This is a genomic window from Rhizobium anhuiense bv. trifolii, from assembly GCF_024346605.1.
GTDB classification, from domain to species: Bacteria; Pseudomonadota; Alphaproteobacteria; order Rhizobiales; family Rhizobiaceae; genus Rhizobium; species Rhizobium anhuiense.
The window spans coordinates 431,404-447,631 of record NZ_CP098801.1 but is presented as its reverse complement, the minus strand read 5'-3'; the positions used below and the strand labels follow the sequence as shown (position 1 = coordinate 447,631).

Here is a 16,228-nt window from a genome sequence, read left to right as displayed (position 1 = left end):
TAACGCGAATCGATCCGACGAGGGATTATCCAGCGGCACGATCATGGCGCAGGAATTTTGGTGTGGAATAGTCTGCACAGCAGAACCCACCGCCACATAGATTTTCCTTTGCGGTTGCGACAAACAACTTCGCCGGCATTCGACGTCGAAGGATTCGATGGTCCGACTGGAACTTCACAACGATATTCCCACCTTGTAAACCATCGCCGTTCCGTATTGATGCTCCGACGAAGTAGCCGCGTTCCAGCGCGAGTTGCACCGCAATGTGCGGCAGCCGGTTGCCTCTAGAACCATTCAGCGTAACACCAGAGGCTCGCTTGGTTGCCGCGATTTAGCAGATCTACCAAGTTATCCGCCTCCTCGGCGGTCAGCATGTCCATGACAAACCCATTGACGACGGCCGGCTGTCCGACGACTTTATCGAACACCGTCCAGTAAATATTGAGGTTCTTGCGACGGCTATATCTTTGCGCTGCCATCGTGTCCTGCCTCCGGGTGCGGTAACGACTTTCGTCGATTGTGAGCGGTCTGTCAGATGTGACTGCTCGGCGGCTCTTGGATCTGCGAGGCCCGCGACGCTAGTCAGCAACTCGGCAGAGGAAGAAGGCCCGCATCCCCGCGGCGGCAAAGGAGCCCATGCAGGGTCAGGTGGTTTGCCTTTAAACGGCGCTCACTGTAGAGCATTTTACTACCCGCCAGTGAAGAGATACATTAGCACTAGGGATGCTATCTACTTGTATATCCTTCCAAAAGCTCGCATCGCGTGGCGGCACCTCCCTAACGCCACGGTGCCGTGCGTTCGATCCATTCGCGCGTCCGCGCTTCTGGATCGACGTTCAAGGTAATGTCGGTGACAACGGCCGCGGTGTCGGCGCGCGCGTCGAATACGCCCTGTAGCCTGTCGACATTCAACCCGCCGATCGCCACCAGCGGCAACGGCGCGACACGCCTCTTCCAGTCTGTGATCCGTTCCAGGCCTTGCGGCGCCCATTTCATCTGCTTGAGAATGGTGGGATAGACCGGACCGAGCGCCACATAGTCGGGCCTCGCAGCCAACGCCGTTTCGAGCTCTGACGCGTTATGTGTGGAAAGGCCGAATTTCAGGCCGGCGCTGCGAATGGCATCAAGGTCGGCTTCCCCAAGATCCTCCTGGCCAAGATGGATGAAATCGCATCCCTCCTCGATCGCCAGTTTCCAGTAGTCGTTGACAACCAGCTGGCACTTCGCCGCTGCGCAAACGGCCTTCGAACGCCGGATTTCCTGGCGCAGGATTTCGTCCGGGCGATCCTTCACCCGCAGTTGCACCAGTTTGACGCCCAGCGGCACGAGACGTTCGATCCATTCGGAACTGTCGACGATGAGATAGAAGGGATCAAGTCTCATGCGAAAACGCCCTTTCCGACAACCGGGGTGGACGGTACCGCCATGTCGCGCGGCTCCAGCATGCCGGAAAGATAAGCGAGCCTTCCGGCCTCGATCGCCTTGCCAAACGCCTCAGCCATGGCAGGCGGATCGCCTGCGACGGCGACCGCCGTGTTGAGCAGCACCGCGTCGTAGCCGAATTCCATCACCGTTGCCGCATGCGACGGTCTCCCGATCCCCGCATCCACGATCAGCGGGATGTCCGGAAAGGCGCTCCGCATGGCGGTGAGCGCGGAAGGGTTGCGCGGACCGGCCGCAGAACCGATCGGCGCGCACCAGGGCATCAAGACCCGGCATCCGACGGAGACCAGCTTTTCACCCACCACCAGATCGTCCGTCGTATAGGGAAATACGCAAAACCCTTCCGCACAAAGAATGCGTGCGGCTTCGACCAGTTCGAATACATCCGGCTGGAGACTGTCGTGGTGGCCGATCACCTCGAGCTTGATCCAGTCGGTACCGAATATCTCGCGCGCCATCTTGGCGGTCAGGATCGCTTCGGACGCGCTGTGACATCCCGCGGTATTTGGCAGGACGCGGACCGCGAGCTGGCGGATGAGTTCGAAGAAGGCTCCACCGGTCTTTCCGCCGGCCGTTTCGCGGCGAAGCGAGACGGTGACAATCTCCGCGCCGGACCGGCTGACCGCCTCGGCAAGGACGGCCGGCGACGGATAACGCGCGGTGCCGAGCAGAAGCCGCGAAGACAGTGCAGCATCATAAAGAGAAAGCATGGATCAACCTCCCTGCATCGGGGACAGGATTTCGATACGGTCACCATCGTCGAGCCGGTGATCGGCTCGGTCCTCGCGATGCACGAGATCTCCGTTGACGGCGGTTGCCAGCCAGTCGCCCTCGTATTCCAGAACATGAAGGAGTTCGGCCAGGGTTACGGCCTCGCAGACCTGGGTTTCGCCATTGATTATCAGTTTCATGAGGTTAGCCTTTCAGAAGTGAATGCCGCTGGAGGAGAATATCGGTGGCCCGCACCGCCATGGCGGGCGCCAGCAGGAAGCCATGCCGATGCATGCCGGCGATCGCGAGCCCCTCCTCCGTCTCGATGACTTGCGGAATGTTGTCGGCAAACGCCGGCCGTATGCCAGTCCCGGTCTCGACAACGCGTGCCTCGCCAAACGCCGGATGCAGCGCATAGGCCGCGTTCAGGAATTCCATGAGCGAACGCGCGGTAATCGGTCCGTCATCGTCAGCCTCGATCATCGTCGCCCCGACCATGAAACGGTGATCGTCGCGGGGCACGATGTAGATAGGATGGCGGGGATGCAGCATCCTAACCGGCCTGGAAAGGGTAATATCCGCAGTTTCCAGATAGAGCATTTCGCCTCGCACGCCGCGCAGGCCGGAAAGTCGCGGTATCGCCGCTGGCCCGGTGCAATCGAGCACGCCGGCAAACCGCCGGTCCTGCGGCTGGCATCCGCCGAAATGGAAGACGACGCCACGCTCGCGGAGCCTGCCGGCTAGTCTGGCCAGTGCGCGGCGTGGATCGAGATGCGCTTCCTGCTCGAAGAAAAGAGCCTTTTCGAAGCGGCCGGCTAGTGCAGGCTCGAGGTCGGCCACACCCTTGCGATCGATCCAGACATGACCGGTGGTGCGCGCGGCAAACCGGACGAGATCGGGGAGGTCGCGCGGCTGCGCCACGACCAGAGTACCGCGGCGACGAACCTCGCCGGGCACGACCTCCTCCCACCATCCGGCCGCGCCCAGGCCCAATGTCAGGACAATCTCTTCGGCCGCTTCCCGTTCGCAATAGGGCGCGAGCATTCCTCCAGCAAAGTGCGAGGCGCCAAGTCCCGCCGCGCCGGCCTTCTCGATCACCTCGACCGAAAAGCCCCGCCTGACGAGCTCATGGGCTGCCGCGAGGCCGGCAACACCAGCCCCTTTGACGAGAAACGTAGGCATTATGCGTTACCCGGAAGGTTTTCGATCGGCATGTACAGGTCGCCACCCTCCCGATATTTCGCCGCCATCGCTTCCAGCCCTTCCTTCTGCGCTTCGGCGCGGATATCGTGCGAAATCCGCATCGAGCAGAATTTCGGACCGCACATGGAGCAGAAATGCGCCACCTTATGCGCCTCCTTCGGCAGCGTTTCGTCGTGGAAGGAGCGGGCGGTTTCCGGATCGAGCGAGAGGTTGAACTGGTCCTCCCATCGGAACTCGAAACGGGCGCGCGACAACGCATCGTCGCGCACCCGCGCCGCCGGATGACCCTTGGCCAGATCGGCGGCATGTGCCGCGATCTTATAGGTGATGACGCCCACCTTGACGTCGTTGCGGTCCGGCAGGCCGAGATGTTCCTTGGGCGTCACGTAGCAGAGCATGGCGGTGCCGAACCAGCCGATCATCGCAGCCCCGATGCCGGACGTGATGTGGTCATAGCCCGGCGCGATATCGGTGGTCAGCGGCCCGAGCGTATAAAAAGGCGCCTCGCCGCAGACCGCGAGTTGCTTGTCCATGTTTTCCTTGATCTTGTGCATCGGCACATGACCGGGACCTTCGATCATCACCTGGCAATCCTTCGCCCAGGCGATTTTCGTTAACGCGCCGAGCGTTTCCAGTTCTGCGAACTGCGCCGCATCGTTGGCATCGGCAATCGAGCCTGGCCGCAGGCCATCACCGAGCGAGAAGGAAACGTCGTAAGCGCGGCAGATGTCGCAGATCTCCTCGAAATGCTCGTAGAGAAAACTCTCCCGGTGGTGGTGCAGACACCACTTGGCCATGATCGAGCCGCCGCGAGAAACGATGCCGGTGACGCGATTGACGGTCAGCGGGATATAGGCAAGCCGCACGCCCGCATGGATGGTGAAGTAATCGACGCCCTGCTCGGCCTGTTCGATCAGCGTATCGCGATAGACCTCCCAGGTGAGGTCCTCGGCAATGCCGTTCACCTTTTCGAGTGCCTGGTAGAGCGGCACGGTGCCGATCGGTACCGGCGAATTGCGGATGATCCATTCGCGGATATTGTGGATGTTGCGGCCGGTCGACAGGTCCATGACCGTGTCGGCACCCCAGCGGATCGCCCAGACCATCTTCTCCACTTCCTCCGCCATGGAGGAGGTGACGGCGGAATTGCCGATATTGGCATTGATCTTCACCAGGAAGTTCCGGCCGATGATCATCGGCTCGCTTTCCGGGTGATTGATGTTGGCGGGAATGATCGCCCGGCCGGCGGCGACCTCCTGGCGGACGAATTCCGGGGTCACATGATCGGGAATATGGGCGCCGAAGCTTTCGCCATCGCGGCTCATGGCCTCCACCTGTGCCTTGCGGCCGAGATTTTCGCGGATAGCGATGAATTCCATTTCCGGGGTGATGATGCCGGCGCGTGCATAGGCGAGTTGGGTCACGGCATTGTCTCCCCTCGCCCGCAGCGGCTGGCGCTTGGCCGGAAATTCCGGTGTCAGCCGTTCGCCGCTGACAAAGCCGTTGTCTTCGGGACGCACATGGCGGCCTTCATAGGCCTCGACATCTCCGCGGGCGAGCACCCAGCCGCGACGGAACTGTGACAGGCCCTGCTCGATGCGGATATCAGCGCCCTCGACAGTGTAAGGGCCGGAGCAATCATAGACGACGACAGGCGGCTCGCCCGATGTCGGATGGACGCTGATCTCGCGCATCGGCACGCGGATGTCGGAGTGCATATCTCCGGGGATGTAGATTTTCCGCGACGCCGGTAGCGGGCCGGTGGTGACGGTGGGTGTGACGTTCTTTGCGGCAATGGTCATGGTTTGAGGCTCCAAGTTGCAATTGGAGACCCAGTCAATCAGCCGGAATGATGGAAAGACGCCGGCATGGAATCCACGCGGGAATCCGAAGCCTTCGAGCGCTTGCACCGTCCCTACGCCAGTATGAACTGGATCAGGTTCAACGGGTCACTGCGCCACAACAGGCAAAGCCAAATTGTCCAGCAGTATCTCAGCCCCTTGCCGGGACCCCCCTGGTGAATGTCGCAAAGACTATGTCCTGGGCCGAGTTCGTGTCAACCACAGACCTTCCGTCGTCCCGCTCTTGGGCGTATTTTGATGTGGAAGCCGGGCAGATCATTGAATGTGGGAGAAGGATGTCGCCGACGTTCCAAATTGTCGCCTTGAACGGGATCGAGCGACCGGCCACCGAGATGGACCGGAGGTTCCTTGTTGCCGCCTAAGATTGTGCAAATTCCTTTTCGAAAGACCTCGTTAGAGCAACCGCACCTGCTTTATCGGCAAAGTTCATTCGATCGCCGAGAGGAACGCCGGGATCTGTTGCTCGAAGAACTTCGAGAAGGAGGCGATGCGCGGCGGCAGCGCCTGGTAAGGGGGGTAGTACAGGGTCAGCCATAAGTCTGGCGGCGACCAGTCCCGCAGGACGTGGACGAGCCGTCCGGTCCGCAGATGCTCGGCGACATGGAACTTGGGCAGCATGGCGACCCCGACGCCGTCGGCCGCCATGCTCGCCAGCACCTCTCCGCTATTGGCGCTGAATGCACGGCCTGCAGAAATCGTGGCGCTGCCACTGCCGTCCGACAGTGACCAGGTCTCCCGTTTGCTTTCGCCGCTATAGGCCAGGCAATCGTCGGGAATGAGCTCGTTCGGGTGCTTCATGTCGCAAAACCGGCTGCCGGGCGCTGCGACGAGGATACGGCGCACGACGCTGATCTTGCGCCAGATCGTGAACTTGTCCGAAGGTGCCGCGGAAATGCGGATCGCCAGATCATAATCGTCGTCGATGATGTCGACGAGTCCATCGGCGAGCGAGATTTCGAAGCTGATCTTGGGATAGCGCTCCCTGAATGCCGAGAGAATGGGCGGCAGGACCTGCTGGCCGAACCAGGTCGGCGCGCTGATGCGCAGGCGGCCATGATCCGCCTTGTGGGAATTCATCACGTCCTTGCGCGCGTTGTCGAGCGCCTGCACCGCCGGCTGTATCTGGGCGGCGAAGATCGCGCCATCGGTCGTCAGCGACACTTGGCGCGTGGTGCGCACGAAGAGTTGCACGCCCAGATCTTCTTCCAGGGCCGCAATCGCCCGGGTGACGGCTGCGGGCGTCATATCGAGCTCGCGCGCGACCTGCGCGAAGCTCCGCTTCTCGGCAGCCAGCAGGAAGGTTCGGAGCAGCTTGTAGTCGTTCATCGATTATTTCACCAATGGCAATTCACTGACAACTATTATTGCAATTTACACGCCTGATCAACCGACGTAGATTTTCAATCACACCAGACAAACCAACACAGCCGCGGAAGGGCGAGGATTATGATCAAGGATATCAAAGGACTGCATCACATCACGTCGATGGCATCGGATGCCCGTCAGAACAACGCGTTCTTCACGGGCACGCTTGGCCTGCGCCGCGTCAAGAAGACCGTAAATTTCGACGATCCCAACGTCTACCACCTCTATTACGGTGATGAGGCCGGTACCCCCGGCTCCGTCATGACCTACTTCCCGTTTCCCGACGTGATGCGCGGCCGTCCCGGCGTCGGCGAAGTCAGTGACACACAGTTCGCGGTGCCCAAGGGCTCGTTGTCCTTCTGGCAGGATCGCTTATCGGCAAAGGGAAGCGGCAGTCTGCAGACCGACACTGCCTTTGGCGCTCCCCGCCTCCTGTTCAAAGGGCCGGACGGCGAAGGGTTTGCCCTTGTCGAAACCGAAACCGATGGCCGAAAGGCCTGGACTGGCGCCGGCATCGACGAAAGCGTCGGCATCCACGGCTTCACCGGTGCCAGATTCCGCCTGCATGACGCCGCTGCCACGTCCGAACTGCTCGGTTTCATGGGCTACCAGCGCACTGAAACGGATGGTGACGTCACCCGCTTCATCATCCCCGGCGGCAATGGTGCCGACACGATCGACCTCGAAGTCCTTCCGAAAACGCCTTTCGCAAGGCAGGGCGCAGGTTCCGTGCATCACATCGCTTTCGCCGTCGAGAACCGCGCAAAGCAGCTCGAAGTCCGCAAGGCCCTGATGGATACAGGATACCAGGTGACGCCTGTCATCGACCGCGATTACTTCTGGGCGATCTACTTCCGGACACCCGGCGGCGTCCTGTTCGAAATCGCCACCAACGAACCCGGTTTCGACCGCGACGAAGACACGGCACACCTCGGCGAGGCTTTGAAACTGCCGGCTCGCTACGAGCCTTATCGTGACCAGATCGAGGCCGGGCTGACACCGCTCGCCGCCTGACGTCGCTTTCCAACAATAAGGCGGCATAACTTTCAAGACGTGCCGCCTTTCCTGCCCCATTACCTAGCTTCAACCCAGTCAAAGGAAGACACGAGATGTCCAGCAAGCTTCAGGTCCTCACCCCGCAGAACAGTCAGATCATCTTCATCGACCAGCAGCCGCAGATGGCCTTCGGCGTCCAATCGATCGACCGCCAGGTCTTGAAGAACAACGTCGTCGGTCTGGCCAAGGCTGCCAGGATCTTCAACATCCCGACCACCATCACCACCGTCGAGACCGACAGCTTCTCGGGCAACACTTTCCCGGAACTGCTCGCCGTCGTCCCGGACAATGATATCCTTGAGCGCACCTCGATGAATTCCTGGGACGACCAGAACGTCCGCGACGCGCTTGCCAAGAATGCCGCCGATGGCCGCAAGAAGATCGTCGTCGCCGGCCTCTGGACGGAGGTTTGCAACACGACCTTTGCGCTCTCCTGCATGAACGACACAGACTATGAGATCTACATGGTCGCCGATGCGTCCGGCGGCACGTCGCTCGACGCGCACAAATATGCAATGGACCGCATGGTGCAGGCGGGTGTCGTTCCGGTCACCTGGCAGCAGGTCCTGCTTGAATGGCAGCGCGACTGGGCACGCAAGGAAACCTATGACGCGGTCACGTCGCTGGTGAAGGAGCATTCCGGCGCCTACGGCATGGGTATCGACTATGCGGTCACTCACGTTCACGGCGGCGCCGAGCGGGTCCGCCATGGCAAGCGGATCGGCCCGAACCCTGCGAAGTAAAACCGTCATCACCCCGGCAGGCGGTCGCCAGCCGGGGTGAACTGCTTCTCTCCAAGCGAAGGTGATCCGCGATGAAAATCTATCTGCTGTCCCTCGGTGCCGGCCTGTTGGTGGGCGTAATATACAGCCTGCTCAATGTCCGTTCGCCCGCCCCGCCCGTTGTCGCCCTCATCGGCCTGCTCGGCATCCTCGTCGGTGAGCAGCTGGTGCCCTTGGCAAAAAGCATCTGGGCACGCGAGCCCGCCGCCGTCTCCTGGCTTCACCAGGTCAAGCCGCACATGTTCGGGCACCTTCCGAAGGGCGGCACAAACCTGACCCTGCCTCGTGAAGATCCGACGTCGGGGAAAAGCTGATGACCACGCGCCGCACATTCCTGGGCGCAGCGTCGAGCTTTGCCTTTTCAAATCTTTTTTCACCGGCGAACGCCGCCGATCCCATCAAGACGGGAGCTGCTTCCATGCACGCCGATATCGTTCTTCACAACGGACTGATCACGACGCTTGATCGCGCAAATCCGAACGCCACCGCCGTCGCCGTCAAGGACGGCGTGTTTCTGGAGGTGGGAACCGACAGCGAGGTGATGACGCTCGCCGGACCGGATACGAAGATCATCGACCTGAAAGGCAAGCGCATGCTGCCCGGTCTGATCGACAACCACACCCACGTCGTGCGCGGCGGCCTCAACTTCAACATGGAACTCCGCTGGGATGGTGTCCGGTCGCTTGCCGATGCGATGGACATGCTGAAGCGACAGGTGGCGATCACGCCGGCTCCGCAATGGGTTCGCGTGGTCGGTGGTTTTACCGAACACCAGTTTGCGGAGAAGCGCCTGCCGACGATCGACGAGATCAACGCCATCGCGCCCGATACCCCGGTCTTCCTGCTCCATCTCTATGACCGCGCGCTGCTGAACGGCGCAGCGCTCCGCGCCGTCGGCTATGGCAGAGATACACCGAACCCTCCTGGCGGCGAGATCACCCGCGATGCCAACGGCAATCCGACCGGCCTTCTGCTCGCCAAGCCGAATGCTGGCATTCTCTATTCGACCTTGTCGAAGGGGCCGAAGCTTCCGTTCGAATACCAGGTCAACTCCACCCGCCATTTCATGCGCGAACTCAACCGGCTGGGCATTACCGGCGTGATCGACGCCGGCGGCGGTTTCCAGAACTATCCGGACGATTATGCAGTGATCCAGAAGCTTTCGGATGAGGATCAACTGACGGTGCGTCTGGCCTACAACCTGTTCACGCAGAAGCCGAAGGAAGAGAAGCAGGATTTCCTCAACTGGACGCAGTCGGTCAAATACAAGCAGGGCAATGACTACTTCCGCCACAACGGCGCTGGCGAAATGCTGGTCTTCTCCGCGGCTGACTTCGAGGACTTCCGCCAGCCACGGCCCGAAATGGCGCCGGAAATGGAGGGCGAACTGGAGGACGTCGTTCGGGTGTTGGCCGAAAACCGCTGGCCTTGGCGGCTTCACGCCACCTACGACGAGACCATCTCCCGTTCGCTCGACGTTTTCGAGAAGGTCAACAAGGACATTCCGCTCGAAGGTCTCAACTGGTTCTTCGACCATGCCGAGACGATCTCGGATCGTTCGATCGACCGCATCGCGGCGCTCGGCGGCGGCATCGCCACCCAGCACCGCATGGCCTATCAGGGCGAATATTTCGTGGAGCGCTACGGCCATGGCGTCGCAGAGGCCACGCCACCGATCAGGCGCATGCTCGAGAAGGGTGTCAACGTCTCGGCAGGGACCGATGCGACCCGTGTCGCCTCCTATAATCCATGGGTTTCCCTTGCCTGGATGGTGACCGGAAAGACGGTTGGCGGGATGCAACTTTACCCGCGCGCCAACTGCCTCGATCGCGAGACGGCACTGCGCATGTGGACGGAGAAGGTCACCTGGTTCTCCAACGAGGAAGGCAAGAAGGGGCGGATCGAAAAGGGCCAGTTCGCCGACGTCGTCGTCCCGGACAAGGACTTCTTCTCCTGCGCGGAAGACGAGATCTCGTACCTCACCTCGCAGTTGACCATGGTCGGCGGCAAGATCGTCTACGCTGCGGGCGAATTCTCGGGGCTGGACGAGAACGACGTCCCGCCCGCCATGCCGGACTGGTCACCCATTCGCACATTCGGCGGCTATGCGGCATGGGGCGAACCGCAAGGCGCCGGCATGAATTCCTTGCGCCGGACTGCGATCTCGACATGCGGTTGCGCCACTTCCTGCAACGTCCACGGTCACGACCACGCCGGTGCCTGGACATCGAAACTGCCGATCGCCGATCTCAAGGGCTTCTTCGGCGCGCTTGGTTGTGCCTGTTGGGCTGTGTGATTTTTCCAATGTCTTCCATGGGGCAGCACCAGGTCGCTGCCCCGCAGACTGTTGCGAATATCGCAAGAGAATCTCAATTTTTGATGCAATTGTTGGCGCTAATCTTTGCGGCCAATATCGTTCCATCAGATGGAAACAACGCCGCCGCATGGCCGGAGCGGCCAACATTGCAGGAACCGACATGACGAACCACATTCTCTCCACCAAAAGCTGGCGCCCGCGTATTGCCGGGATCGTTGCCGCACCCGTCACCCGAACCTTTGCGCTGCTTGCCCTGTGCGCGGCCTATATCCAGGGGCCGCTGACCAAGCTCTTCGACTTCCAAAGTGCAATCGGCGAGATGGAGCATTTCGGCCTTCATCCGGCTGCCTTCTTCGCGGTCGCCGTGATCGTGTTCGAACTCACGGCCTCCGCGATGATCCTGTCCGGTTTCCTGCGTTGGCTGGCAGCGCTGGCGCTCGCCGGCTTCACGCTCTTTGCCACCCTTATCGCCCTCCGGTTCTGGGAAATGCCCCCGGGAATGGATCGCATCATGGCAACCAACGCCTTCTTCGAACATCTGGGGCTGGCTGGCGCCTTCATCATTGTCGCCGCAAACGATCTGACCAAGGGAGCTTGCAAATGAGCACTCTCAAATCCTCCGGGGGCAGCTTTGCTCCCCTTGCGCAGCCAGTCTTTGCAGTTCTTTGGGCTGCAACCGTCCTCGGAAATACCGGCAGCTTCATGCGTGATGTCGCCAGTTCCTGGCTGATGACCGACCTGTCGGCCTCGCCGGCCGCCGTCGCGCTGGTGCAGGCGGCCGGAACCCTGCCGATCTTCCTTCTGGCAATACCTGCGGGTGTGCTCACCGATATTCTCGATCGCCGCAGGTTCCTGATTGCCGTGCAAATCCTGCTCGCGTCGGTCAGCGTAAGCCTCATGATCCTGGCAAATACCGGCATGCTTTCAGTCAGTGCGCTGATCGGCCTGACCTTCCTTGGTGGTATCGGCGCCGCGTTAATGGGACCGACCTGGCAAGCTATCGTGCCGGAACTGGTGAAGAGAGAGGACGTCAAGAGCGCCGTCGCGCTCAATTCGCTCGGCATCAATATCGCCCGGTCGATTGGGCCCGCTGCCGGCGGCCTGCTCCTTGCCGCCTTCGGCGCCGGCGTCACTTATGGCGCGGACGTTGCGAGCTATCTCGTCGTCATCGCGGCGCTCGTCTGGTGGCCGCGGGCAAAGAACGCCAATGATGCGCTGGCTGAAGGCTTCTTCGGCGCGTTCCGTGCGGGCCTGCGCTATACCCGCGCCAGCAGACCCTTGCATGTCGTCCTTTTGCGCGCGGCGATCTTCTTTGCCTTTGCCAGTGCCATCTGGGCACTCCTGCCGCTCGTCGCCCGACAATTGCTCGGTGGTGACGCAGGCTTCTACGGCATCCTGCTTGGCGCTGTCGGCGCTGGCGCGATCGGCGGCGCATTGATCATGCCTAAACTGCGCGAACGCTTCAATGCCGATGGCCTGCTTCTCGGTGCCGCTGTTATCACGGCACTCGTCATGGCCGCTTTGTCGCTCTCACCGCCAAAATCGGTTGCCATCATCGTCCTGCTCTTTCTCGGGGGCGCGTGGATCACTGCCCTGACCACCCTGAACGGCGCAGCGCAGGCCGTGCTTCCGAACTGGGTCCGCGGTCGCGGCCTGGCGGTCTATCTCACCGTCTTCAATGGCGCGATGACGGCAGGTAGCCTTGGCTGGGGTGCCGTTGGTGAAGCTGCCGGGGTGCCGGGAGCGCTGCTGATTGGCGCGGTGGGACTGATCGTTGCGGGCTTCGTCATGCATCGCTTGAAGCTGCCGGCCGGCGACGCGGATATGGTGCCCTCCAATCACTGGCCAGAACCCTTGGTCGCCGAGCCTGTGGCCCATGACCGTGGACCTGTTCTGATCCTGATAGAATACCTTGTCGAAAAACATCATCGCGCAGCCTTCCTGCATGCGCTGGATGAGATGTCTCACGAGCGGCGGCGGGACGGCGCCTACGGATGGGGGGTGACGGAGGACTCCGCCGACCCGCAAAAGATTGTCGAATGGTTCATGGTCGAATCCTGGGCCGAGCATCTTCGCCAGCACAAGAGGGTTTCCAATGCCGATGCCGACCTGCAAGCCCACCTCCTCGCCTATCACTCAGGGACGGACAAGCCGGTCGTGCGGCATTTCCTGACAATCAACCGGCCGAGAGCCGCCTAACAACGCGGCAGACCGGCATCCACCGCTGCCCGCAAATCATTGCCTTGAAAGGACAACGGTACGCGAAATGACCGAGAACTTCCCCTCCATCACCCGCCGCAGCGCCTTGCTGTCCGGAGCTGCCGCCGCAGCTACCATGGCACTTCCCACATCTTTCGGGTTTGCCGCCAACATTTCTTCCACCCCCACCCCAGTCGAAGGAGACAATAGAATGGGCTACATCACCACCAAGGACGGCGTCGAAATCTTCTACAAGGATTGGGGTGCGAAGGATGCCCAGCCGATCGTCTTCCACCATGGCTGGCCGCTCTCGTCGGACGATTGGGATGCACAGATGCTATTCTTCCTGGCAAAGGGTTACCGCGTCGTCGCCCATGACCGCCGAGGCCACGGTCGTTCTGCACAGGTTTCCGACGGTCACGACATGGATCACTACGCTGCCGACGCATTCGCCGTGGTTGAAGCGCTTGACCTGAAGAACGCCGTTCATATCGGCCATTCAACCGGCGGCGGCGAAGTTGCTCGCTATGTGGCAAAATACGGCCAGCCGGCCGGCCGCGTCGCCAAGGCCGTCCTGGTTTCAGCCGTTCCGCCCTTGATGCTCAAGACCGAGACAAATCCGGGCGGCCTTCCGATGGAGGTCTTCGACGGCATTCGCAAGGGGGTAGCCGAGAACCGCGCACAGCTGTTCGTCGATTTCCCCACCGGTCCGTTCTACGGCTTCAACCGTCCCGACGCCAAGGTTTATCCCGGGGTCATTCAGAATTGGTGGCGACAGGGCATGATGGGCAGCGCCAAGGCCCATTACGATGGGATCAAGGCCTTCTCCGAGACCGACCAGACCGACGACCTGAAGGCAATCACTGTTCCGACCCTCGTCATGCACGGCGACGACGACCAGGTCGTGCCGATCGACAACGCCGGCAAGCTATCCGTCAAGCTGGTGCAAAACGGCACCCTGAAGGTCTATCAGGGTTATCCGCACGGCATGCTGACAACGCATGCCGACGTCCTGAACGCCGACCTCCTGGCATTTATCCAGGCTTAATCGGACCGTCCGGGTGGGGCCATTTTCGCCGCACCCGGATCCGGCTGCAAGAAGCTCGGCCTATATCGCGGTCACCGTGCGTTTCCTTTTCTGAATCTTCGCTCAAGTGCAGTGCTGCTCGATGGCTTTTTGTCAGTGCCGGTTGCGCAAGCGCCAAGCGGCGGGAGGCACTCCCTCGGCCTTCGTGAAGGTTGCGACGAATTCATCTTCATTCGGAAACCCGCACTCTTCAGCGATCTGGGCAATCGTTTCACCGGTTCTGCTCAGCCGCGACTGGGCTCTGCTCATTCGATATGACGCAATCCATTCCGAAACGGACTGCCCGGTCGTGCTCAAAAATCCGGAACAGAGCGCATCGACTGAAAACCCGCACGCTTCGGCGATCTTATCGACCGGCGTGCCGCCCGACAGGTTCGCGGCGATGTACGCCTTGATACGCTTTTCCTGAAGCGGAGACAGTTGACCGGTGCCCGAAAGGTGCTGGATGGGAGACCGTCCGTAACGATGCGCAAGATGGGCGCTTAGCGCTAATCCGATATGAGGAAGCAGTGTGTCCCTGACCTCGTCCGGCATGTCGAACATCGGCATTAGCGCACCGCCTATGTTGCGGACCACCTGATCGTCAATCCCGCGGCAGGTTGTAAGGTCATCGATACGCGGCTCGCCGGCTTCCTCGGCGAGCTCGATAAACAGCGCGCTTGGGATATGAAATGCGAGCGCTTCGAAGCGGCCACGAACCGAAATTGCCGCGCCATTCCTCAGACTGATGAGACACATGGAACCTCTGGAATAGGTCTTCAGAGGCGTCCGTGCCCCGTCCGGCAGGATGTCGCAATGATCGACGTCGACGAGATAGAGCACGACCAGAAAAGCGTCATCGGCCGGCAGTAAGACTGTATGTTCGCTGTTGTCATAGGAGTGCTCGAGATGGACGACAGTAAGCGTTTCTTCGTAAAGAGGCCTGATCGCCAGCGCCCTTGCGGCATTGATCCCAAAACACGCCGCAATTTTCTCACTGACCGTCAACGCTTCACTCATATGTGTCTCGATCATCCTGACTGGGGACTATATAGCCCTACCGACGAGATGCCGCGCTTGATATTTTCCTACACGGGTTTCGACTGTCCATCTTGAATAAAAGGATCCTCGTGGGGCAGATTTTGCAAATTATTATGAGGTAGACATGGTTTAGAAAGCTGCCAAGGCTGGCAGGTCCGGTGTTCGCGTGTTTAAAAAATGAAAGAAGTGCGTCGTGGTCCAAGTTCTCCCCCTCCGCCACCCATCTTCCACTGGAAACTCGACTGACGGGTTCGGGTGCTCGTTGAAGCAGTTGTCGGTCAACCAAAGCCTACCTGGTTCAGACATCGATATCTTTCGGAAGGCGACAGACAACACCAAACTCGATCAGGTCATGACGCCGGCGAGCGACCGAGGTTTCGTGGTCGGGGTTTCCTCGCTCGGTGGCCACACGCGGCGCATCTTCCACGAACATCATGCGACTTCCCACGAGTTTGCCGACAACTCGATCTATATTCGCGATCTCTCGAACGCCTACAAGGCGGATCTCCGCGGTCCTTTCGATTTCGTGTTGTTTGAAATTTCGCCGGCGTCCCTCGCCAAAATCGCCGATGATGCTGAAATGCCCGGCGTGACGTCGCTATCAGCTGAAACTGCATCAAAAGATATCGTACTTGCCAATCTCGCTCGGGCGCTGATCCCGGCACTGGAAAAGCCAGACGAGGCGAACGCGCTGTTCGTCGACCAGATGGCGACTGCCATCGGCACCTACCTCGTTCAGCGCTACGGAGGCCGGCCCGCGAAAGCCTGCAACAGGACGGGTAGCCTTTCGCGTGCGCATGAGGATCTGGCAAAAAGCCTGTTTCTCGAAAACCTCGACGGCAACGTGTCGATTTCAGAGGTTGCCCAGGTCTGCAACCTGTCGCGCGGCTATTTCATTCGTGCCTTTCGCGAGACGACTGGCATGACGCCCTATCAATGGGTCCTACGGGAGCGAATAGACCGGGCCCGCAACCTCCTGCGGAACTTGGACACTCCACTCGCCGAAGTGGCCATCGCCTGCGGCTTCGCGGACCAAAGCCATTTCACGCGCGTCTTTGCAGCTATGGTCGGCACCACGCCTGGCAATTGGCGGCGTAACGCCTGATCCAGACCAGCCCTCTTGGAAGATTCGTCGAACCGGAAGCACTTGAAGCGAAGTGAACCAACCATAGGTGGATTCAGA

16 protein-coding genes and 1 riboswitch are annotated in these 16,228 nt (G+C 60.5%); of the genes, 8 read left to right on the top strand and 8 right to left on the bottom strand.

From position 1 onward, the window contains the following. Positions 1–284: 284 nt before the first annotated feature. The 7 genes from NE851_RS02225 to NE851_RS02195 all read right to left on the bottom strand — a co-directional run bounded on the left by NE851_RS02225 (position 285) and on the right by NE851_RS02195 (position 6,545). The gene (locus NE851_RS02225; protein WP_097544218.1) at positions 285–479 is read right to left on the bottom strand and encodes a hypothetical protein; all 195 of its coding nucleotides are present in this window, start codon (positions 477–479) and stop codon (positions 285–287) included. A 298-nt stretch (positions 480–777) separates the two neighbouring features. After that, entirely contained in the window at positions 778–1,383 is a 606-nt protein-coding gene (locus NE851_RS02220; RefSeq protein WP_097544217.1) for a thiamine phosphate synthase, read from the bottom strand. Next, the gene (locus tag NE851_RS02215; protein WP_097544216.1) at positions 1,380–2,153 is read right to left on the bottom strand and encodes a thiazole synthase; all 774 of its coding nucleotides are present in this window, start codon (positions 2,151–2,153) and stop codon (positions 1,380–1,382) included. Before NE851_RS02215 ends, NE851_RS02220 begins: the two co-directional genes overlap by 4 nt. Positions 2,154–2,156: 3 nt before the next feature. Continuing rightward, positions 2,157–2,354: a sulfur carrier protein ThiS gene (gene thiS / locus NE851_RS02210; protein ID WP_018245349.1), complete on the bottom strand. Its 198-nt coding sequence runs from the start codon at positions 2,352–2,354 to the stop codon at positions 2,157–2,159. Between the two features lie 4 nt (positions 2,355–2,358). Continuing rightward, entirely contained in the window at positions 2,359–3,336 is a 978-nt protein-coding gene (thiO, locus tag NE851_RS02205; RefSeq protein ID WP_254955962.1) for a glycine oxidase ThiO, read from the bottom strand. Next, a complete protein-coding gene (gene thiC, locus NE851_RS02200; protein ID WP_097544244.1) occupies positions 3,336–5,159 on the bottom strand; it encodes a phosphomethylpyrimidine synthase ThiC in 1,824 nt (607 codons plus the stop codon). Before thiC ends, thiO begins: the two co-directional genes overlap by 1 nt. Before the next feature lie 92 nt (positions 5,160–5,251). Continuing rightward, a riboswitch (TPP riboswitch) is annotated at positions 5,252–5,383 on the bottom strand. 262 nt (positions 5,384–5,645) lie between these two features. Further along, a complete protein-coding gene (locus tag NE851_RS02195; protein WP_097544213.1) occupies positions 5,646–6,545 on the bottom strand; it encodes a LysR family transcriptional regulator in 900 nt (299 codons plus the stop codon). Between the two features lie 120 nt (positions 6,546–6,665). On the opposite strand from NE851_RS02195, the gene NE851_RS02190 reads away from it, so the two are divergent. The 7 genes from NE851_RS02190 to NE851_RS02160 all read left to right on the top strand — a co-directional run bounded on the left by NE851_RS02190 (position 6,666) and on the right by NE851_RS02160 (position 13,986). Then, entirely contained in the window at positions 6,666–7,598 is a 933-nt protein-coding gene (locus NE851_RS02190) for a ring-cleaving dioxygenase (protein WP_127430008.1), read from the top strand. 95 nt (positions 7,599–7,693) lie between these two features. Continuing rightward, positions 7,694–8,383 (top strand): hydrolase, encoded by a 690-nt coding sequence (locus tag NE851_RS02185; RefSeq protein ID WP_097544211.1) that lies wholly within the window; start codon positions 7,694–7,696, stop codon positions 8,381–8,383. 71 nt (positions 8,384–8,454) lie between these two features. Further along, positions 8,455–8,736, top strand: coding sequence for a XapX domain-containing protein (locus NE851_RS02180; RefSeq protein ID WP_097544210.1), 282 nt, complete (start codon positions 8,455–8,457; stop codon positions 8,734–8,736). After that, entirely contained in the window at positions 8,736–10,718 is a 1,983-nt protein-coding gene (locus NE851_RS02175) for an amidohydrolase (protein ID WP_097544209.1), read from the top strand. Before NE851_RS02180 ends, NE851_RS02175 begins: the two co-directional genes overlap by 1 nt. A 181-nt stretch (positions 10,719–10,899) precedes the next feature. Next, positions 10,900–11,343 (top strand): DoxX family protein, encoded by a 444-nt coding sequence (locus tag NE851_RS02170; RefSeq protein WP_254955955.1) that lies wholly within the window; start codon positions 10,900–10,902, stop codon positions 11,341–11,343. Next, positions 11,340–12,938 carry an MFS transporter gene (locus NE851_RS02165; RefSeq protein WP_097544208.1) on the top strand — a complete coding sequence of 533 codons (1,599 nt, stop codon included), beginning with the start codon at positions 11,340–11,342 and terminating at the stop codon, positions 12,936–12,938. Before NE851_RS02170 ends, NE851_RS02165 begins: the two co-directional genes overlap by 4 nt. 211 nt (positions 12,939–13,149) lie before the next feature. Then, a complete protein-coding gene (locus NE851_RS02160; RefSeq protein WP_373289066.1) occupies positions 13,150–13,986 on the top strand; it encodes an alpha/beta fold hydrolase in 837 nt (278 codons plus the stop codon). A 132-nt stretch (positions 13,987–14,118) separates the two neighbouring features. Here the strand turns inward: NE851_RS02160 and NE851_RS02155 are convergent, their stop codons facing one another. Further along, the gene (locus NE851_RS02155) at positions 14,119–15,024 is read right to left on the bottom strand and encodes a helix-turn-helix transcriptional regulator (protein WP_245433438.1); all 906 of its coding nucleotides are present in this window, start codon (positions 15,022–15,024) and stop codon (positions 14,119–14,121) included. Positions 15,025–15,316: 292 nt separating this feature from the next. Between NE851_RS02155 and NE851_RS02150 the strand changes: the two genes are divergently transcribed. Then, positions 15,317–16,150 carry a helix-turn-helix domain-containing protein gene (locus tag NE851_RS02150; protein WP_097544241.1) on the top strand — a complete coding sequence of 278 codons (834 nt, stop codon included), beginning with the start codon at positions 15,317–15,319 and terminating at the stop codon, positions 16,148–16,150. The last annotated feature ends 78 nt before the right edge of the window (positions 16,151–16,228 follow it).